The sequence below is a fragment of the Arcicella sp. BE140 genome, assembly GCF_031456255.1.
Taxonomy (GTDB): domain Bacteria; phylum Bacteroidota; class Bacteroidia; order Cytophagales; family Spirosomataceae; genus Arcicella; species Arcicella aquatica.
Window position 1 is genome coordinate 1 of the sequence record NZ_JAVDUE010000032.1, and the last position, 16,303, is coordinate 16,303.

General features: G+C 34.4%; 11 protein-coding genes and 1 tRNA gene. 4 read left to right on the plus strand and 8 right to left on the minus strand.

Going from position 1 to position 16,303, the window contains the following annotated elements; genetic code table 11:
* Positions 1-140 precede the first annotated feature (140 nt).
* A complete protein-coding gene (locus J2Y60_RS24635; RefSeq protein WP_309924721.1) occupies positions 141-3,038 on the minus strand; it encodes a TIR domain-containing protein in 2,898 nt (965 codons plus the stop codon).
* Positions 3,039-3,090: 52 nt separating this feature from the next.
* Positions 3,091-3,882: a formylglycine-generating enzyme family protein gene (locus tag J2Y60_RS24640; RefSeq protein ID WP_309924722.1), complete on the minus strand. Its 792-nt coding sequence runs from the start codon at positions 3,880-3,882 to the stop codon at positions 3,091-3,093.
* 704 nt (positions 3,883-4,586) lie between these two features.
* Here J2Y60_RS24640 and J2Y60_RS24645 point away from each other — a divergent pair.
* The 4 genes from J2Y60_RS24645 (at position 4,587) to J2Y60_RS24660 (ending at position 8,367) form a co-directional block, all read left to right on the plus strand.
* Positions 4,587-6,203 (plus strand): ATP-binding cassette domain-containing protein, encoded by a 1,617-nt coding sequence (locus J2Y60_RS24645; protein WP_309924723.1) that lies wholly within the window; start codon positions 4,587-4,589, stop codon positions 6,201-6,203.
* A gap of 393 nt (positions 6,204-6,596) precedes the next feature.
* Positions 6,597-6,670: transfer RNA gene (locus tag J2Y60_RS24650), tRNA-Arg, on the plus strand.
* 507 nt (positions 6,671-7,177) lie between these two features.
* The gene (locus tag J2Y60_RS24655; RefSeq protein WP_309924724.1) at positions 7,178-7,807 is read left to right on the plus strand and encodes a hypothetical protein; all 630 of its coding nucleotides are present in this window, start codon (positions 7,178-7,180) and stop codon (positions 7,805-7,807) included.
* Between the two features lie 191 nt (positions 7,808-7,998).
* The gene (locus tag J2Y60_RS24660; protein WP_309924725.1) at positions 7,999-8,367 is read left to right on the plus strand and encodes a hypothetical protein; all 369 of its coding nucleotides are present in this window, start codon (positions 7,999-8,001) and stop codon (positions 8,365-8,367) included.
* Positions 8,368-8,595: 228 nt separating this feature from the next.
* Here the strand turns inward: J2Y60_RS24660 and J2Y60_RS24665 are convergent, their stop codons facing one another.
* From J2Y60_RS24665 to J2Y60_RS24690, 6 genes are all read right to left on the minus strand, one after another.
* The gene (locus tag J2Y60_RS24665; RefSeq protein ID WP_309924726.1) at positions 8,596-9,630 is read right to left on the minus strand and encodes a hypothetical protein; all 1,035 of its coding nucleotides are present in this window, start codon (positions 9,628-9,630) and stop codon (positions 8,596-8,598) included.
* 103 nt (positions 9,631-9,733) lie between these two features.
* Positions 9,734-10,822: a helix-turn-helix domain-containing protein gene (locus J2Y60_RS24670; protein WP_309924727.1), complete on the minus strand. Its 1,089-nt coding sequence runs from the start codon at positions 10,820-10,822 to the stop codon at positions 9,734-9,736.
* A 674-nt stretch (positions 10,823-11,496) separates the two neighbouring features.
* Complete coding sequence (locus J2Y60_RS24675; protein WP_309924729.1) at positions 11,497-12,219, minus strand: SDR family oxidoreductase; 723 nt, start codon at positions 12,217-12,219, stop codon at positions 11,497-11,499.
* Positions 12,220-12,312: 93 nt separating this feature from the next.
* The gene (locus tag J2Y60_RS24680; RefSeq protein ID WP_309994786.1) at positions 12,313-12,897 is read right to left on the minus strand and encodes a Crp/Fnr family transcriptional regulator; all 585 of its coding nucleotides are present in this window, start codon (positions 12,895-12,897) and stop codon (positions 12,313-12,315) included.
* Between the two features lie 222 nt (positions 12,898-13,119).
* Positions 13,120-13,512, minus strand: a complete 393-nt coding sequence (locus tag J2Y60_RS24685) for a hypothetical protein (protein ID WP_309924731.1) — start codon at positions 13,510-13,512, stop codon at positions 13,120-13,122.
* A 23-nt stretch (positions 13,513-13,535) separates the two neighbouring features.
* The gene (locus tag J2Y60_RS24690; RefSeq protein ID WP_309924732.1) at positions 13,536-16,076 is read right to left on the minus strand and encodes a tetratricopeptide repeat protein; all 2,541 of its coding nucleotides are present in this window, start codon (positions 16,074-16,076) and stop codon (positions 13,536-13,538) included.
* Positions 16,077-16,303 lie beyond the last annotated feature (227 nt).

A 16,303-nucleotide genomic window follows, 5' to 3' on the forward strand; every position in this document is an offset into this window, starting at 1 on the left:
AAATAAATCACCTTAGGTGAAATGAAAAATCCACCCAGAATATGAGTGGATTTTATTCTAAATCAATATCTAAAAATAATTTTCAAGGAAAGCCAAAATGACAATCTCTGATTGTTCAAGCCCTCGCTTGGCGTAGTGTTTTACTTTTTCAACAAGTCTCTTATTGCTTGTATTACCCTTAACCACTGATAATCTCTTTCGATTTCAGTATTTGGCTTTATTATTTTCGTTGAATCTACATAATTTTCTTGTAAACCAATAGCATTTCCTTTGTCAAAGGCATTATAATCTCCTAGTTTTTGTGTGGTTCTGTTACCATTCTCATCAATCCATGTGATGGTGAAGTTTTGCCAGTCGCAAGGCTTGATGATAATTAAAATCAATCGCTTATTATTTCTAAATGCTTCAGGAAGTTCTATGTTCTCGATATAACCTACATTCAGAAATTTCACACTGACCAAGCACACAAAAAAATCACATTCTTGTATTTTTTGACGGAGTTTTGAATCCCACTTCTCGCCTAGTTCTAATTCTCTATCATCAAAAGTATCAATTAGATTCTCTCGTTGAAGCGAAATTAAATGAGATTTGAATTCGTTTTTATAAGGTTCGTCGAATTTAGAATACGAAATAAATATCTTTTTCATTGGGAATATTTTGGGGTCAACAAATAGTGGAAAATCGCCTTTTCGGTAAAAACATTTTGCATGGACATCAAATATTAAATCACTGATATTGCCTTTGCTATCGGTGTTGTTTTCACCTAACAGCTTGGCATCAATATAGTGGTTATTGGGGGCTTTTAACAGTTTTTTGTGCTTAATGGCATCCTTTTCTAAGGTTTCATCAATAAACTTAACTACGGTCTTTATAGTATCATAGCGTTCATTCAAATCTTTATTATCTAACACCGAGAGCGATAAAGTGGGTTGTTGGTCTATGATGTCAAAGGTTATTAATAAAAAATTAGCAGGGTTTTTATCTACAATATCATCCTGTTTTACTAAGTACAATATTACTTTGTTTTTCCAGATTAAGTATCGATATTGTCCATCTACCTTTTCTTTGGCTACCTTCTCAAAGAACTTAGCAATAATATTAGTTAGCAATTGGGTATGGTAAAAACCTGTAAATTCGTATCTGACAAATGGTTTTTTAAACAGATTAAGCAATAATTTATCCGCGGGGTATTGGGGTTCGGGTAAATATTGTGGTACTAAAAATTCGTTACTACTTTCTATCTGAAAAATCATTTTTTGATATAACAGATATGCAATGATAAAATCAAGATGCGGTATAGCTGGATTAAACTTTGTTTTTTTCAGCCATGTCTCTGCTTTCTCTGCATTAAAATAACCTTTCCCTAATAGGTTCTCTAAATTAAGAATGGCATAAATCCATTGAGCAAATAACCCTAGGTTAACGATTACTTTTTGGGTTAAAACGGGAGGAATGGTTTCCTTTTTTTGGGGTTCACAAAGAAAAATATAGTAGCTAGCATGCAGCAATTTGAATTCGGCTTCTGAAAGCATTTTACCCTCATCATTCACTATGGTAGCTTTTTCTACAATAGCATTTTCTGGATTTTTTTTTTGAATGTTTTCGCCCCAATTTTTAATGTCTTGCCTTAATTGGTCTTGGCGAATGTTTTGCAAAAGCCAATTATCGAAAGTTGCTTTTATAAGGTTAGCCTCATCATCACCAAGGGGAGACTTTGGGGTTTTACGCAATTGATAATGCCAAAACTCAGTAGCTCCAAATTCTTCTTCTAACGTTTTTTCGTTAAGTCTTTTAGCTTTTTTGTTTTCTAAGAGGTTTTCAAGTAAGCCTAGTTTGATATTTTTGTCATCAAATTGTTTTTCAATGGTTTGGCTATCCTTTAGTTTATTAAATGATTCAGATGAATGCTCGTCAGGGTTTGGGTTCTTAGGGATTAGGCTATCTTCTTCTTTATCCAACTCTTCTAACAAATCCTTCTCTTCATTTTGAGCAATAGCTACAGAATCTGTTTGTTCTGCTAAACCTACATTGGCGGCAATACTGTTTAACCAATATTGCATCGGGAAAACATCATCCTTTCTGATAACGTCTTGAGCATCAATTTGGTAATATTCATCTTTTTGTCCATTACCATATACCAACAAATAATTGGCATTCGTACTAAAAAAAGACAAATGGGTATTGTGGTAAAAGTCTTGTCCACCAAAATCATAAATTTGTATAATTTTATTTTTTTCAGGCTCGTAAGTACAAATATTTACACCATGTGTACTATTACCATTGGCATGGTTTGTATCCAACAAAATATCGCATAAACTAGTTTTGCCCGCTTGAGTATTGCCTAAAAGAATAAGTTTTTTACGATAAATACTTACTTGGTTGCCAATAAAGAATGCTTTAAGAACGCTTATTTCGTTTATTTCTAAGGTATTTATAAAACTTTCGGGTAAGGGATTACCTTTCCAAAATAAATACTCCATATTTAATTGACTGTCTTTATCAGCCACAAAACTTAGAAATTCGGTGCTATCAAGATGGTTTTTAGTAAAATTAAAATACCCTAATTTAGGGAGACTAGTAGGTAGGTTTAGTTCTTTAAGGATACAAAATGAGGTATCCAGTTTTGCTAAAGAGAGGAATTCACCCTCTAAATATAGTTTCTCTAATGCTGGGCAATGATGTGTATAAAGTTCTTCAAGTGAGGATAAATTATTAAGTGTAATTGTTTTTAAAGCATCATTTTGATTTAGGTTGATATACTTTAGCATAGGGAAATTTGTACTATCAATCGTTATTTCTTGCAAGAGAGAACTTGAAATATATAGAACCTCTAAATATTGACCAATTTCTTTATCTTCCAATATTTCTTCAACATCCAAATTTGGGTTTACCCCGCTGATATGTAAGCCCAATCGCTCATTATCAAAAAAACACCTTAAATCTTGTTTGTCATCATTGGTGACTTTGATAAGGTCTATATTATTAGATATTTTGTTAAAGCCTTTTGCTTCCAGAGAGTCTTTAATTTTTTCTTGCATAACAATAGATATAAATAAAATACAGATAACAATTAACGGACAACAGATATACTTATGCTAAAACTTGAAAGAAAACTAACCGAAACCCGTAATAGTAATTACGATGCTCTGGGTCGTTGTCGGAGCGATAAGCCACTCGGCAAATCTGTGCTTGAAAGTACCAACCGCCGCCACGCAAAACCCGAAGAGTACCCGATTTTTCAAAAGCTTCCCCATTTGGGGGTATCAATGTGTAATCTGAAACATACCAACCTTGACACCACTCAAATACATTACCCGACATATCATAAATTCCTAAAGCATTAGGTTGCTTTAACCCTACTGGCATCGTTTGCCTATTAGCATTGCCTTCAAACCATGCTACATCATGAATATTATTGCTACCAGCATATACAAATTTAGGATTATCCCAAGCCTTACCCCCTCTGGCAGCATATTCCCACTGAGCCTCTGAGGGCAAAGCAAATTTACCCTCAGTTGAACCCTCTGAATCAGAGAATTGATTATTTAGTTGCCTCAAAAAACTAACATTATCTTTACTATCCACACAAATATCATCCCAAGAAACATATTCCACAGGTCTATTTTTACCCTTAAAATGTGAAGGATTTATTCCAGTAATACGTTCATAAAGTTGTTGGGTAACGGGGTATTTACCTATAAAATAACCTTTATCAAAACTAATGGAGGCTTCTTTCTCATCACTTTCTCCAGAACTATTATCCCCAATGTTAAACGTTCCTTTTTCCACATACACCATTTCGGTATAGTCTAAACCAAAGAGCTTGGTTTCGCCCTTTTCGTTAAATTCTAGTAGTTCGCCTTCTTCGTAGTCTGTTTTCATGTTAATGGGTGGTTTTCAAGAGTTTAAATATAGGGAAATAATTTGAGAGAAATGAGGGGGTGGGTGGTTTTTTACCTCATCCGCAGCGGCGGTCGCCCCAACCCCGACTACGCGTCCCGTTCTCTTCAGAGCTACGGTTTATACATAAGTCCGTAACCTTCTGGTAGTCAACGTATAACAACCTCACCCCCAACCCCTCTCCTTCAGAGAGGGGAGCTTTCGACCCCAGAGTCTGCTCCCCTTCTCTGAAGGAGAAGGGGCTGGGGGATGAGGTTTCTACACTTTGATTACCAACAACTTACCCACCCTAGTCATAGAAAAACATACAACTTGCGGTTGCCGTGTGCATCAGTAAAAAAATTCGTTTGTACCCCTTTGTTTTCCTATTGTCTGGGAGGTTTAAAGCCTCCCCGAAGGTAAAGGCAACCGCAAGGGATTGCTCCTACTATTGTGGTTAGATTGTGTTTTACGTGCCACAAACCACGGGATTACAACCAGTGCATCAAGAATAATTTTTGAATATCAGCTTTTTATCGTGTCAATTCAGTGCATTGTCGTAATTTTGTATGATTTTTTATACAAAGCTGTTGATTATTGAATTTTTGATAGACAAAACGGTTCAAAACCTTCATAATCAACCTAAAAACAGATGACAAAGCGATTTTTTTAGTCGGTGTCTATATCCAGCAATAATACTTACAATAATGCTAAACGTATCAAATGTATCACTCCGTTTTGGTAAACGGGTACTTTTTGAAGAAGTAAATATCAAATTTGTAGAAGGCAACTGCTATGGTCTTATCGGGGCTAATGGTGCAGGAAAATCTACGTTTTTAAAGATTTTATCAGGTGAAATCGACTCGCAGACTGGCTCAGTAACCATGAACCCAGGCGAACGTATGTCGATGTTGAAACAGAACCACTTTGAATACGAAGAAGTGCCTGTTTTACAAGCCGTTATCATGGGTAACAAACGTCTGTACGATATCATGATCGAGAAAGATGCTATTTACCTAAAAGAAGATTTTACCGAAGAGGATGGAAACCGTGCGGCTGATTTAGAGGCTGAATTTGCCGAAATGAACGGTTGGGAGGCTGAATCAGAGGCGGCTTCGTTGTTAAGTGGACTAGGCATTAAAGAAGATTTGCACTATACTTTGCTAAAAGATGTATCTGGTTCTGAGAAAGTAAAGGTACTTTTGGCGCAAGCGTTGTTTGGCTCGCCAGATATTTTGTTACTAGATGAACCTACCAACAACTTAGACATCGAGTCTATCCTATGGTTAGAGAACTTCTTGACAAACTTCAAAAATACAGTCATTGTCGTTTCTCACGACCGTCACTTCTTGGATAACGTTTGTACACACATTGCCGATTTAGATTTTGGTAAAATCCAACTATACGGTGGTACATATACGTTCTGGTACGAATCATCACAATTGGCGGCTCGTCAGCGTGCTGACCAAAACAAGAAGACTGATGAGAAGCGTAAAGAATTAGAAGAATTTATCCGTCGTTTCTCGGCCAACGTTGCCAAGTCGAAACAGGCTACGTCGCGTCAGAAAATGTTGGATAAATTACAGGTGGAAGACATCAAGCCATCATCAAGACGTTATCCATTTATCAACTTCAAACCAGAACGCGAAGCGGGCGACCAGTTGCTTTCGGTAGAAGGACTATCGGTAAAAAACCCAGAAGGTGGTTATTTATTCAAAGATGTATCTTTCACATTGACCAAGGGTGATAAATTGGCAGTACTCTCTCGCGATTCTTTGGCAGTAAGTGCTTTATTTGACGTACTAATGGGCGAACGTGTTGCCGACTCAGGAACGTACAAATGGGGTGTAACTACTACGCAGGCTTATTTGCCAAACGATAACGCTGAATACTTCAAAGATGGTTCGTTAAATTTGGTAGACTGGCTACGTCAGTATTCTGCTGAAAAGGATGAATCGTTTATCCGTGGATTCTTGGGCAGAATGTTGTTCTCAGGCGATGAAGCCTTGAAGAAATGTACTGTTATCTCAGGAGGTGAAAAACAGCGTTGTATGTTCTCAAGAATGATGCTTTCGGGTGCGAACGTTGCCATCTTTGATGAGCCGACTAACCACTTAGACTTGGAGTCTATCACGGCATTAAACAACGGTATGGTAGATTTTACAGGTACTATTCTTTTCACTTGCCATGACCACCAACTTACGCAAACAGTAGCCAACCGTATCTTAGAACTAGGACCAAAAGGCTATTTAGATAAATTGATGAGCTTCGATGATTATATCACGGATGCAAAAGTAAAAGAGCAGAAGGAGAAGATATATTAAGCTGTGAGATTTGAGCTATCAGCTGTGAGCTATCGGACTTCGGCATTCGGCTTTCGGATGTCAGTTATCAGCTTTATAAGATTAGCGTAAATCTGCGTATTCAATCAGCGAGAATCAGCGGGTAAAAACTTTAGGGTGCAAGCAATAGACATTATTGCTTATACCTTAAAGCAAAAAATCCGAAAGCTGAAGACTGACATCCAAAAGCCCACTATCAAAAGCCGACATCCGAAGACCGATAGCCGAAAGCTAACAAAAAAACTTTCAATTTTAATTTCCTAAAAATCAGAAACTTACAAAAAAGTTTAAATTTTTCGTCTTTTTTGTTTTGGATTAGAAAAATAACCTACTACCTTTGCAGTCCGAAACAACGGGAAAAAATTACCACAAGATGGTTTCGTAGCTCAATTGGATAGAGCACCTGACTACGGATCAGGAGGTTTGGGGTTCGAATCCCTACGAGACCACAACCAAAAATCTCAAGCATTTGCTTGAGATTTTTTATTTTGAGTACCTCCTCCACATTCTTAATTGAATACTGCTTCAAAACTATTCGAGATAATACAAGTCAGTATTAAGGTAAATCATTAAATTATTTCTTGCTTACTGCTTACACAAAGGTTATTGGTGAAAATACCAACAAGGACTCAATTGCGAACGTAGTGCGTTCGCAATTATACTGGACACAGTAACAGGGTAAGTAAACTGTTTTGTTTTTTGTAAAGTTTTAGCGAAATTGCGACATCTTACTTTATATCAAAATCTACAAATGACCACACAGCTATACATCAGAAAGTTCAACTTAGGCAACATCACTGACCATGCTTTCCATAGAAATTTAGAACACCCTATTAAATCGCTACTAATGAGCCTCCTCGTCAACTATGTAGCTCTCCAACCTCTCTTCTCAGTTTGATAACGTACCACAAACAGCCATTAATTTGTAGGCATAGTATAAAATCATTCATTAAACCATGAAAAACAAAATGACATTAGGGATTACACTGATTATCATTGGCGTATTGGCTATTATTGTAGGGATTATAATTATCAATCAAAAAGAAACTCCTTTGGCTGAAACACATAAAATAATCAATGAGCCAGCACCCACCCAACAAGAAAAACCGCATAAAGACACCCAAAGTGATTTACAAAAAGGGCATGATTTTGAGGGATATGTAATACAGAAATTTGCAAAAAAGTATTTTACGCTTGCTGATTGGAGGAGTGATAAATCTGTCAATGGTGTATATCCTGAAAGTAATTCAAATCCAGATTTTACCATGCGTTTTCAATGGCACGATGTTAACACAACTTTTGCAGTGGAGTGTAAATACAGAAGCGACTACTATAAAAATGGCGTTGAATGGTGTACAGAACGACAGTTAGAAAAGTATAGAAAATACGAAAGCAATAAAAACCAAAAGGTATTTATCATCATCGGTATCGGTGGGGTAGCATCTGACCCATCAGAACTTTTCATTATTCCATTAAATAAAATAGCAGGTACATTCTTGGGAAAAGACTTTTTGAATAAATACAAAAAAGAGCATTTCAAAGAGGCTAATATGTACTTTGATACTCATACGGAGGTACTTAGGTAGGTTTTGTCCTTGTGACACATACCGTTTAATAAAAAATCACTTGTTAATATTCTTATCTTATTGAAAAAACCATGACGATAGGCTATTTTTGATAAGTCTATAGTAAATAAATTACATCTATAAAGACATGTTCATCGAAATATGCCCATTCAATCACCGAAAACTTAACAATAAATAAATACACTACAAAAATGAAAAAACTACTAATTGTCTCAATTGTTATTCTGTTCACACTCAGTTCTTGTAAGAAAGATGAACCAACACCAGCTAAAAGCCTAGTTGGCACTCGGTGGTCATCATTTAATTATAAAAGTGTTGTTGATAATAGCAACGTTTACAAGATTCTATATTTTAAAAATGAAACAGAAATAGAATATTATAGTGCCAGCGAAAAAACAAAAATAATTGGCTCTAAAGAAATAATCACTTATACCTATTCACATCCAACATTAACTGTTGTAAGGAAGAATACTGTAAATTCAAACGGCGATTTTACAATTGTTGGAACAGTATCAGATACGTTTATCAATATTTTCAGTGCCGATTATTCAAAAGAATAATAATTAAACACGCTATTCGATTTATTCCACAAGGGCAAATCGAATGAAAGATAAAAATGTTCTTTGAACGTTTAATTAACTATCTACTTTAAATTAAAACCCTCTTTATCAAAGCATTCACTTGTCTTTTATAACAAATAAAAGAGCGTTTGTCAAAATAACTCATGGCATGACTTACAGAAATCCGTCTATTATCAAGATGATTCTGAGTCATGCCATGAGTTATTTTTATCTTTCCAACACTACCTCCAAAGTATCTTTACCCATTACTCCCGAAAGTATCCGACGATTTTCTTCAATTGTTATATTGCCTATAAATGGAGGAATATCCTTTCGAGGATAATGCCATTTGGCAATAATCTTACCTTCATTTAACTCATAAGTACCTATAAATCGAGTATTGGTGGTGTTGAAATCAAATACAATATCATTAACTACATCAAAATAAACCCTTGTTAAGGTACTGTCATACACTGATGTTGCTTTTTTATCTATACCATTAATTGCTAATTTTTGCACTTGATACTTCCCTGTAAGTTGAGCGTTTTTATCTCTTGGAAGACGTAATAAGACCATGAACAGGGGTAAAAATAAAATAATTAATCGTAACGATGTTTTAATAATGGGGCTTGTTGAAAGCAAATGAGAAGTATTCCAGTTTGTGGAAAAAAAGAAATCTCTTATTTTTTCAACATCTTGAAAGAGCAGATAAAACAAAGCAACAACGTGCATGATGGCATGACTAAGCACCCCAAAGTCTAAATGGTAAAAAATATCGATACTTAGAATCGTTAACATGATTGGTAAGAGCATAAAAACTCCCAAACTTCTGGTTTTTGAGAAAAGTAGCAATAATGAACCCACCATTTGCAATAAACCAATGGTTACAATAAATGGGAATGACCTTCCGAAAAATGCCCACATCAACGAAACATCATCAATTTCAGTAAAAGGCAGGTCTAACATTCCTAATGGCACATTAAACTGAAAATGGAAAATTTTTTGCCAACAGAAACTAATCAAATCAAGGGCAATAGCGCCACATAGTATTGCGATGTTGGTTTTGTAAATTTTCGTAAAATCCTTTTCTCTTTTTACCCCCCACAATGAGTATGCAACATAACAAACCAACATTATAAGACTTGGAATAATTAGGAATAATAAGGGAATTGACTTTAAAACGAAGGAGCATAACCTACTTAATACTTTTACGAAGACTAAGCCTGTAAAGATAATTAGACCAATTTTTTTAAAATAATTCATTTCTTTTTCAGATTTTAAGTTTCAAATTTTTTAATTTTCAAAACACAAATCTATCCGTGAAGCCACAGCGAAAAGTTCAGAATTATCCAATTGAACTAAAAAGCTAGGTTATATCCTGATTTTTCTTGAATTCTAAAGGAGAGCAACCAACAACTTTTTTGAAACAAGTAAAAAATGCGGACTTTGAGCTAAAGCCAGCTTCGTAGCCAATTCCTTCAATGCTTAAAAACGTGTGTTTGCTAGACATTAAAAGTCTTTTGGCTTCATTTATTCTGTAATGATTGATAAAACTATTAAAACTTATGGAAAGACTAGCATTAAGCAAAAAGGATAAATCGTGGGTAGATATGGATAGTTTTTCAGCCAGTTGATACAAGTTAATATCACTCTGCAAGTATGGTTTTTCGCTTTCCATAATAGACTCCAATTTCAATTTCAATAATACTGCCTCTTGTTCATTTAGCCGTGGAACAGTATTCTTTTTTGAATGATTGTTTTCAATTATTTCTTGAATCTCTGTTTTTACTGTATCTGGGAATGGATAGATTTCTTTTTGTTGTAAAATGTAATAGGCAATTGCACCACAAGCAACACTGTAAAAGACAGGTAAATAATCAAACCCTAGTAAGGATTTGAATTTCAACATTCCGATAAGGATGATTGCCAAAATAACAAACAATAGCCTCAATAGCCAATCAAGATTTATCGAGGCATCTTCAGAGGAAAATAACCTAATATCCTTTCGGTGTCTTCTTAATAAGACAAATGACATCGTCCAATATACGATTATTTGCAACCTTAATGTAAGTAATACTGCTGTACCAAGGTATCTGCTCAATTGGGGTGGAGATATGATGGGATATTTATGTTGTATCAAAAAACTAAAAGCGAAAAAAGTAAATATCGTAAACGGGATAAAATGCAGTAAATCGTACTTAGAAAAGTGATACTTAGGGTGTGTAAAATATACTATGCTAAAATATAAACATGGTGCGATTAAAAAACGGCTACATTCACTTAACGCCACAAAATTCGGGTATTTTTCATACAAATCTCGCTCTATTAATGCTAAACCCACACAAATCAAAAAGCTACTAAACCACGTTTTAGCATTTTTAATATTATGTTGTAGGTTTATATAAACAACAAACGCTAGAAAAATAAAGCAACCAGCAGCAAAAGAATAATTCATGTTTTATTTCTTCAAAACTTAAAATCTATCACAATATATGTAGAAAAGCTAATTTAATACTCTTGCTATTTGATTTGTTGCGGAAGGGAAAATGGAAGAGCATTAGAATCCCCTTTGGTGGATGAGGGCTGGGGAAGACACCAGCCTTGGGTAAAAATTCCTGATAATCAATATATTTATCCCTAGCGAGGGACTTAAGTCCCTCGCTAGGGATAAGAGATTCACACGCTATTCGATTTGTTCCGCAAGGGCAAATCGAATGAAAGATAAAAACGTTCTCAGAACGTTTAATGGATTAAAATCATTTTTATCAAAGCTTGTACTTGTCTTTCAGCACAAATGGTGGAGCGTTAGGCGATAGCTATTTCCTTTGCTGAATGAGGGCTGGGGAAGACACTAGCCTTGGGTAAAATATTTTCTTAAACTTCTTTCTATTAGCGGGTGACTTAAGTCCTAGTGATTACCCATAAGTATATAAATAATTGATAATCAACGTGTTTATCCCTAGCGAGGGACTTAAGTCCCTCGCTAGGAATAAACACATCAAGTAGTCAGGCTGTGACATGAGGCGACCGACGCTCGGTTTCAAAGGCGATTTAAGCCTATTTCAACCCTGCTCTTCCTAATATGTTCAAGTCAAAGGAAGGCAATATTGAAGTTTGGGGTCTCTATAGTTATACTAATGAAGTACCTCCATCAATAATAAGTGTTTGTCCTGTACCATATTGTTGTTCTAATAAATATACAAATGTCTTGGCTATATCTTGGGCTTCTCCAACACGTTTTACGGGCAATGCGTTTCCAATATTTGTGAACATCGTTTCTCTGTCGTTTTCAGACATACCGCCCCAAAGCTCGGTTTTTACTACTCCTGGTGAAACAATATTTACTCTTATTGGTGCTAATTCTAAAGCCATTGCTCTCGTAAAACCTTCCATAGCAGCACAGATACTTGCACCTAATGCCCATCCTTTGTTAGGTCTGTTACTAGCAATACCGCTTGTTAATACAATTGAACCTGTGATATTGATAAATGGTGTAGCATATTTTACGGCTGTAAAAGCTCCCCAATAACGAATATTAAAATAGTTGCGAGCCATTTCCAATGTTGTATCTGCTACATCACCAAGAATGAGACTTTCGCCTGCTGTAAATACCAAATGGTCGAATGCTCCAATTCGATCAAAAAGATTTCTGACTTGCATTTCATTTGTTACATCAACGGTATAGCCAATACTTTCGGTTGGCAATTCTTGTAAAGCTTTGTCAATACGTTGTTGATTACTCGAAACAATGATGACGAGTCCACCTTTTAAAGAAACTGCTTTTGCAGTAGCCAAACCAATACCCGAACTGCCACCAATAATTACTACTTTTTTGCCTTTTAAACTTTCCATTTTTCTATTTTTTATTGCTCTTGAAAATATTTTTCGTTGAACAAAAGTAGAAAGTCAGTTATAGAAAGGATTTACCAAATGGTAAAAAATGAACTAAGGCTTGTTCCTTTTTATTCTGCTTAAGGATTGTTTTGTGATGCCAAGATAAGATGCAGTATCAGTTTGTGAAACCCTTAACGCTATATTGGACTGTTGCACAATAAATTTTTGATAACGTGTAGTTGCGTCTTCGCCAATATAAGAGTTTCGTAAGGCAATTTTATTTAGCAAAGCTTGTTTGGTAATGTTATCCAAAAGGGTCTTGAAATAAGGCAAAGTGTTATACAATGAATGTAACTTGTCTTTTTGAAAAACAACTATTTCGGAATCGTAAGCTGCTTGGATACGGTCTGTTGATACTGTACTTTCTGTAAAACTTTTCAAAATAGTACAAAACTGATTTTCACTTAAAAAGAAATGAATGACTTCGTTTCCCTTATCGCTGATACTCACAATTTTTAAAATGCCTTTGCAAATAAAAAACATTTCTTTTGCTGTCTTTCCTTCTTGCAATAAAATTTCACCTTCCTTTATTTTTTTGTATGTTATATTTTGGCAAATGGTTTCTTTATCTTGTAAAGGTATTTTTTGAAATAGCTCAAGATAGTTAAATAGTGGCTCAAACATATTTTTTGTCAAGTGAATAATTTATCCAAATATAGCTAATAAATAATTCGTAAAAAACGCAACTTTATCAAAACTTCTAGTTGTCTTTCAGCACTAATGAAAAAGCGTGAGCACCTGACTACGGATCAGGAGGTTTAGAGTTAATATTCCTCAATACTACAATGATTATCAAACGCTTAGCGATAACATCTAAGTGTTTTTTTATTTTACTAGCCCATAATTACGCTTTTGCTCTTATTTATGAATTGTAATAGTACTTCCACTAATACCTTGAATACTGTTATTGTTATCCCCTGTTACATTCATCGTATTAGTAGTAGTCTTATTTCCTGTTTTCTCTGCTATCACCTTCGCCATTGCTAGTAAAAAATGTTCATTCGAAGGATTATCTTCCAAGGCTGATGCAATAGCTGCTTTTACAACATTTTGCTTGGCTGGACTATCAGGTTTCTCCTTTAAACTACGAACCATATCATTTTCTGAACCATCCTCTTTTAAAAAGATATCACGCATCCAATTAACCGTACCTTCTGCAAAATCATTTAAAAATGATTTGATAGATACATTCTCTTTGAGTTGAGAAGCAAGATAGCCTACTACAGTAGCAATTTCTATTTCTGTTTCCATTTTGTTTAATTAATTAGCGTTGATTAACCCTTTTCCTGAATAATAAAATCTAAATTCCTTTTAACTTGTTTAGTAGTTGGATGTTCTTCTCCTAGATGATTTTGATAAATTAAATATGCTTTTTTACATAAGGTTTTTGCACGATTATAATCGCCTAAAATATAAAGAACCGTTGCCAAATTAGAGTTCTTAATTGCATTATTGAGATGCTCACTTCCAAACTTTTTTTCCCCTAAAATAATAGCCTTTTCAAACAATACTTTTGCCCCTTCATAATTCTCTAACTGTTGAAGGACTGAACCTAAGTTAGTGTATGCTGTTGCAGTATGTTGATGCTCTGAACCCAAATTTTTCTCACACGAAATCAAAGCTTTCTCTAATAAAGATTTTGCACCAACATAATCACCTAAAGCTTGTAACACTAAGCCTAAATTGGAGTAAGTAGTTGCGGTATTAAAATGGTCTGGACCAAAGTTATTTTCATCTGAAATCATAGCTTTTTCTAATAAGGTTTTTGCACCATCATTATCTCCCAAAGCTCTAAGGACATTTCCTAAATTAGAGTACGCAATTGAAGTATTAGGATGCTCTGGACCTAAGTTTTTTTCATTTGAAATCATAGCTTTTTCTAATAGCACTTTTGCACCAGGATATTCACCTAAAGCATGAAGAATATTCCCTAAATTGGAGTAAGTAATAGCAGTATTAGGATGCTCTGGACCCAAATATTTTTCATTTAACATCATCGCTTTCTCTGATAAGGTTTTTGCTTCACCATATTTCCCTAAAGCTAGAAAAAGAGTTGCTAAATTAGAATATGAACGTGTTGTACTAGGATGCTCTGTTCCAAAGTTTTTTATATCCACATTTAAAGCTTTTTCAAGTAACTCTTTTGCTCTATCATAATCCCCTAAGGCTTGAAGTAATATACCTAAATTAGAGTACTTAATTGCTGTATTAGGATGCTCTGTTCCAAAGTTTTTTATATCTGAAATCAAAGCTTTTTCGAGTAATTCTTTTGCTCTATCATAATCTCCTAAAACTTGAAGAACTAAGCCTAGATTTGAACAAATAATTAAAGTAGCAGGATGTTCTATCCCAAAGTTTTTTTCACATAAAATCAAAGCTTTTGAAAATAAGGTTTTTGCACCAATATAATCTCCCAAATTTTGAAGGATTATTCCCAAATTGGAGTATTTATTTGCAGTTCTAGGATGCTCTGTTCCAAAGTTTTTTATATCTGACTTTATAGTCTTTTCTAATAAGGTTTTTGCTAATTTGTAATTACCTGATTCTTTAAGAACTAAACCTAAATTATTTTGTATATCTGCTATTATTTCTACTGTTTCATCACCAAAAAGAGTGTCTAGTGTGATTCCAAAAGTTATCCATTGAAACTTATCAACAGGATTATCTTTACTTGCATCAATTGATAATTTAGTAGTTATATTTTCTACTAAATCAACTACATCCTCTATGACAATATTAAGTTTTTTACGCGTTACTTCTGATACAATAATATGTATTTTGTAACTATCATCGTTGTTAAGTAACCAACCTTTTGATGTTAAGCTTTCCAAGGTTTCAGATAGTAATTCTTCTTGTCCACTACTTTCTGGACAACAAAGCTCCTTTATCAAATCATAATGATGAAAATCAGCAGGTAAACAAGACATTTGTTTCATCAGCCACTCTTCCATCTCTGATAGTTTGCCCAAATCAAAAATAGAGGATAAGTAGGAATATACTTTGTCTATTTTATTACCATGATGTGAAATATGAACATTAGCCCTAATATCTTTTTCAATAGCATTTTGTAGTTGTGCAATGTCTAAACGTTGTAATTGGGCAGTCTTAGCTAATATCTCTATAGTTAAGGTATGGTAGTCAATGGTTTGTAAAAGCTTTTCAATACCCTCTATATCCTTAATCCTTGTGCAATGTGTCTGAAATAACAAAAGAGCATCTTTGGCACTAAGAAAACCTAATTCATTAGTATAAAAGCCTTCTATATTTTCTCGGGAAGTAACCAATATATGCCAATTGGGTTGGCTTGGTAACATATCTTTAAATTGATACAAACTAGCATCGGCATTATCAAGTATTAATAAATTGGGCTTAGCTTCAATAGCTTTTAAATCATATAGTAACTGATTGAAAATATCTTTAGTTTCCTTACCTTCTTTTTTAATACCAAAAGCCTTCTCCAACGATATCGCATTGATAAAATCACTTTCAATTGATGTACCACTTAAACTTACCCATGCCAAATGTTGATACTCTTCCGCATATCTTGTTAAATACGCTTGACTTAAGGTAGTTTTACCAATCCCTCCCAAACCATTTACTAACACAACATCCTTGTTTTCAAACAGCAAAGTATGGAGTTCTTTTATTTCAGCTTGTCGTCCAATTACCTGATTTAAGTTAAGCTTAGGCACTCGATTAGTTAGCTCTTTGGGCAGTTTAGGTTTAGTATAAACCGTTGTTAAGTTAATAGTAGAATTTGTTATGTTCTGAAAATTATTATTGTTGTTACCATTGTTAATAAGATGATTTTCCATGTAGGAGAAAGAAAAAGAATAAAGTGTTAGAAATATATTACTGCATCAAATATAAGATTTTGTATCAGCAAATCAAATAGTTAAGAAAGTAGATATTTGATAAAATAAAACATTATAAAATACATCAATAACAAACATGAGTCATCCCGAATTTTGTGGATGGCTTGCCAAATAAAAACCTCCTTGTTTATTTTGTGAATTACGACAAACACAAAAAACAGGAGGTT

What these genes read in the sequence shown, in the direction of transcription:
- J2Y60_RS24635 (WP_309924721.1), bottom strand. Translation starts at nt 3,038, where the DNA reads ATGCAAGAAAAAATTAAAGACTCTCTGGAAGCAAAAGGCTTTAACAAA.
- J2Y60_RS24640 (WP_309924722.1), bottom strand. Translation starts at nt 3,882, where the DNA reads ATGAAAACAGACTACGAAGAAGGCGAACTACTAGAATTTAACGAAAAG.
- J2Y60_RS24645 (WP_309924723.1), top strand. Translation starts at nt 4,587, where the DNA reads ATGCTAAACGTATCAAATGTATCACTCCGTTTTGGTAAACGGGTACTT.
- J2Y60_RS24655 (WP_309924724.1), top strand. Translation starts at nt 7,178, where the DNA reads ATGAAAAACAAAATGACATTAGGGATTACACTGATTATCATTGGCGTA.
- J2Y60_RS24660 (WP_309924725.1), top strand. Translation starts at nt 7,999, where the DNA reads ATGAAAAAACTACTAATTGTCTCAATTGTTATTCTGTTCACACTCAGT.
- J2Y60_RS24665 (WP_309924726.1), bottom strand. Translation starts at nt 9,630, where the DNA reads ATGAATTATTTTAAAAAAATTGGTCTAATTATCTTTACAGGCTTAGTC.
- J2Y60_RS24670 (WP_309924727.1), bottom strand. Translation starts at nt 10,822, where the DNA reads ATGAATTATTCTTTTGCTGCTGGTTGCTTTATTTTTCTAGCGTTTGTT.
- J2Y60_RS24675 (WP_309924729.1), bottom strand. Translation starts at nt 12,219, where the DNA reads ATGGAAAGTTTAAAAGGCAAAAAAGTAGTAATTATTGGTGGCAGTTCG.
- J2Y60_RS24685 (WP_309924731.1), bottom strand. Translation starts at nt 13,512, where the DNA reads ATGGAAACAGAAATAGAAATTGCTACTGTAGTAGGCTATCTTGCTTCT.
- J2Y60_RS24690 (WP_309924732.1), bottom strand. Translation starts at nt 16,076, where the DNA reads ATGGAAAATCATCTTATTAACAATGGTAACAACAATAATAATTTTCAG.